Source organism: Bradyrhizobium sp. 76, from assembly GCF_023073025.1.
GTDB lineage: Bacteria > Pseudomonadota > Alphaproteobacteria > Rhizobiales > Xanthobacteraceae > Bradyrhizobium.
In genome coordinates this window covers 1-3,743 of the sequence record NZ_JADPIS010000127.1, presented here as the reverse complement: position 1 = coordinate 3,743, position 3,743 = coordinate 1, and the positions used below count along the sequence as shown (strand labels likewise).

At 58.3% G+C, this 3,743-nt stretch carries 3 protein-coding genes; 1 reads left to right on the top strand and 2 read right to left on the bottom strand.

All coding sequences use genetic code 11. The annotated features are described in order from the left end of the window. The first annotated feature begins 462 nt into the window (after positions 1–462). Positions 463–2,049: an FAD-dependent oxidoreductase gene (locus IVB48_RS33125; RefSeq protein WP_247406752.1), complete on the top strand. Its 1,587-nt coding sequence runs from the start codon at positions 463–465 to the stop codon at positions 2,047–2,049. Positions 2,050–2,156: 107 nt separating this feature from the next. Here IVB48_RS33125 and IVB48_RS33120 read toward each other — a convergent pair whose 3' ends face one another. Together IVB48_RS33120 and IVB48_RS33115 are read right to left on the bottom strand one after the other, a co-directional pair. Then, positions 2,157–3,152 carry a LysR family transcriptional regulator gene (locus IVB48_RS33120; protein WP_247406749.1) on the bottom strand — a complete coding sequence of 332 codons (996 nt, stop codon included), beginning with the start codon at positions 3,150–3,152 and terminating at the stop codon, positions 2,157–2,159. Positions 3,153–3,479: 327 nt separating this feature from the next. Further along, positions 3,480–3,743, bottom strand: a 264-nt coding sequence (locus IVB48_RS33115) for a hypothetical protein (protein ID WP_247406746.1), incomplete at its 5' end; no start/stop codon positions are given.

The window sequence follows — 3,743 nt, the reverse complement described above, 5'->3', positions numbered from 1 at the left end:
TTAACGGCACACGTTAAACTTGTTCGATCCGTCGAAAAGAAGAATGGTCGACGATTCGAAATCTGGAGCCTGACCGATTCAGACCAGCGACTCTTCTAGAAGTCGATGGTGTGAAACGCCTTCGCTGCTACTGTTTTTTTGCCGGTCTGAGCAGTTAGTGCTCGGCGGGACGTAGAGCAAACCATCGGACAAGAGCTGTTGAGAGCTCTTGTCCGGAAGGACGAGTTAAAGAAGAGCGCGGGCTTGAATTAAATCGCGACGATGTTGGCTGTTGGCTATTGAGCCGGCTTCGCCTTAACCTGCGCCCGAGAGACATTTATCTTGCCGTCGCGAACAGGAGGTCCTGACGCCGCGTCTGGCGCCCGCCCGCAATCTCGAATGTAACGCGCACGGTAGGCGGGTTCAGGTAAGCTCTGGCGGCAGGCGCGTGCTCCGAGATGCCGGAAAAAGAGGAGTTGCAAGTTGGCCAGTCAGCTTTCTGAATTGCAGGGCAGGCGGTATGACGCTGTCGTTATCGGATTAGGCATCAACGGCGCTGCCGCCCTGCGAGAGCTCGCGTCGGCTGGCTATTCGGTGCTGGGTGTTGACAAGCACGATTTCGGGTCAGGCGCCTCTTCGCGGTCGAGCCGGTTACTGCATTGCGGCTTACGCTACTTTGCACCAGGTCGATCACTGTGGGAGTTCGTTCAACGACCCCAGCAGTTTGCCACTGCATTGAAGATGGCCCGTCAAGCAGTCACAGCACGCACCGAACTTGTACGTGCTGAACCGCACCGGGTGAGCGCGATTACGGTTCACTTTCCGATATACGAAGACGGACCCTACGCCAAATGGCAGGTTCGCGCAGCTTTCGGGCTGCTAGGTGCGATGAACATCGGTGGTGTTCCATTCGACTATTCCATGCTCCCGCACGATGAAGCAGTGCGTGCTCCGATGCTGCGCTTGTTGCGCGCGCCGGGTCAGCTAAAGTCCGCTGCCTCCTACCGCGAATACTCATTTGTTTGGCCCGAACGTATCTGCGTCGACGCAGTACTCGACGCGGAAGCTGCGGGTGCGACGGTGCTGAACTACACGCGCGTGATGTCCTGTACAAAGACGCAAGACGGCGACTGGCGCATTCTTCTCGAGGGAAATGTCGAGGTTCGAGCGCCAGTAGTTGTGAATTTGGCGGGAATCTGGATCGACGACATCGTGCACGTGGCCAATCCTCGCGCCTCGAACCGTGTTCTGGGTACGAAGGGCGCTCATATCCTCGTGCGTATGCCTGAAGAGTGCAGATCGATCGGCATTGCCACTCTCAACTCCAAAGGCGAACCGTTCTATTGCTTGCCCTGGGGGGATCATCATTATTTTGGACCGACGGAAACGCTGTACGAAGGCGACAAGGAGCATGTATTCGTCAATGAGGCGGAGGTCGAGTTTCTGCTGGCGGAGGCCAATCGCCTGTTTCCTTCGCAGGCGCTAAACGCCTCACACGTTGTGCAAACGTGGGCTGGCGTGCGGCCGCTGACGTTCGATGAAGATCTGCCGATGGGCAATCGCAACCGGGTGCTGCACGAATTCTCCAAGGAGGGCTTGGCTGGGATGCTTGCATTGACCGGTGGACCCTTGACGTCCCACAGATCTGCGGGCAGGCAGGTCCGAGAGGCGGTCGAACGGTTGATCGGCAACGTTGACGACAATAGGCGGCAAATCCCGCGGGAGCATGCCGCCATTGACCGAGATTTCCTGCGGAAGCTATGCGAGAACGATGCGAGGGCGCATCAGCAATTGCGTCAAATCCTCTCCAAAGAGCAGGTTCGCACCCTTTCTGACCTTTTCTTCCGCCGATTGGGTGTAGCGTGGTTTGACCGGATTGAGCCGGCCACCGTTCGCAAGGTCACAAGCGCGGTTGCGGGCCCGCTGAATTGGAGCGAGTCGGAAACCCAAATCGAAGTTGCCAAGTTCCTTGACGACCTCGATGCGACGTTCGGATATGGCATGAGTAAGCTGACGGAAGAGCAGGGATCGCCCAAATCTTTTGGATCGTCAGCCGCAGTGCCGAATTAGGAAATACCAGCTAGATCGACCAATGGCGCCAGATGCTAAGTCGGCCTCAAGCCACCCATCCACGCTGCCCTGCGGAGAGGTGCTGCGGAGTTCCTAAGGCGTTAATCTCACGGGGCTGGATTGCCGTGGTGATCTCGTGCGCCGGCGCCCGCTGACTTGCCCGCGCGGCTTGCCGAAGGACGTTTTACGCCAGGGCGGGGCATCGGAACCCAGCCCTCATGTTCCTGCAGCGAGTCCAGGATCGCGTTAACTGCGAGCCGTGTGAGGCGATCCCAATTTTGGGAGCGGCAAACGGCCGACGTCCAACAATGGAGCGGCGAACCCGCGAGCGGCTTCCAAGTCAGTTCCCCTGACCCTTCCTGTCCGCGTCGCTTCAGATGCCTTTCGGTTGTGAATGTCACCGCTTGCTCCGCGGTCAGGAGGGCCGCGGTCGTCCTCACACCGTGAAGGAGTCTCGGAGGGACATATCCGCCGGCCCGACAAAGCTCCAACATCTCGTCGTATAAGCCCGGGGCGAGATCGCGATTAAATATGACTAGTGGATACAAGCGTAGGTCCGCCAATTGCAGCTTCTCGCGCTTGGCTAGTGGGTGATCGGCCTGCATCAGCACGCCGAACTTCTGACCCAACGACGCCGACACCCTCAATCCACGCGCACCGAATGGCTGCCGTAACACCGCAACGTCGATCTCGCCCGCGGACAGCAGCCGCTGCTGTTCGGCGGTGCTTGCCTCAACCATGTTTACCTGCACGTTTTCCCGACGCAGGTGATCGACCACGTCGAGAATGACGCTGCGAGAGGTCTCAGGGGGCAAAGATATCCGCAAGCGCCTCGACTTGTTTGGTGATGCAGAACGCGCAACACGCATCGCGCAATCGAATGCCCCAACTGCCGCGCGAGCTTGGGGCAACAAAGCTTGGCCGGCCGTGGTCAAGCTTACGTGCTTGCTTGAACGATCAAACAGACGTACGCCGAGCTCATTTTCCATATCGGCGATACGTTTCGATAGGGGAGGCTGGCTCATGTGCAGGTCGCGCGCGGCCTTCGCAAAACTTAAGGCCTCAGCTACCGCCACGAAATACCGCAGATGCCGAATGTCCATTGAAAGATTCTAGCACCCGTGTCGAGTTGAAAGCAACGAAATTCGCCCGGCCCCTGGTGCTGAAGGCTAGAAATGTCCCCGGCGAGCTCGTGACAGCGGGTTGGCTGTGTTCGGTTATCGCTAAGTTCGATTGGCGCTCGGCTTGGTTGCGATCGCGCAAGCGACTCTCTTGTAAGCGAAAGCCATTTTGAACCAGCTATAATGTTACAGCAAGGCCAGCGAGCAGGTATGCTGGCGATGGATCACCCTCGTCGACGCGTCCGCAGCCTTCGTCGTAAGTTCCGGTTCGGACGATGCTGCTCGCTTGATGCGCGCAATTGAGCGGCATCAACCGATCCGGGCATCTCGATCGCGCGAGACGATTAAAGCGGCCTCTCCCGGAGTCGCGTTCCGGCTCTCCAACATCCCGGAAAGGTTTTTGACCACTCTTTGATCGCGCGACATTTCGACCTCGTTCCCGCCGGTCTTGTAATCACGGAAGCCCGCTGCAAAGTAAGCGCGATTTTCTCCGCACGGTGACGCCCGCGCTTTTGACGGATGGCCTTCGTATCGAGGGCGGCATCTGACCCGTTCAGGCAGCGGCGGTTTTGG

Coding starts and splice junctions, on each gene's coding strand:
- IVB48_RS33120 (WP_247406749.1), bottom strand. CDS start 3,152: ATGGACATTCGGCATCTGCGGTATTTCGTGGCGGTAGCTGAGGCCTTA.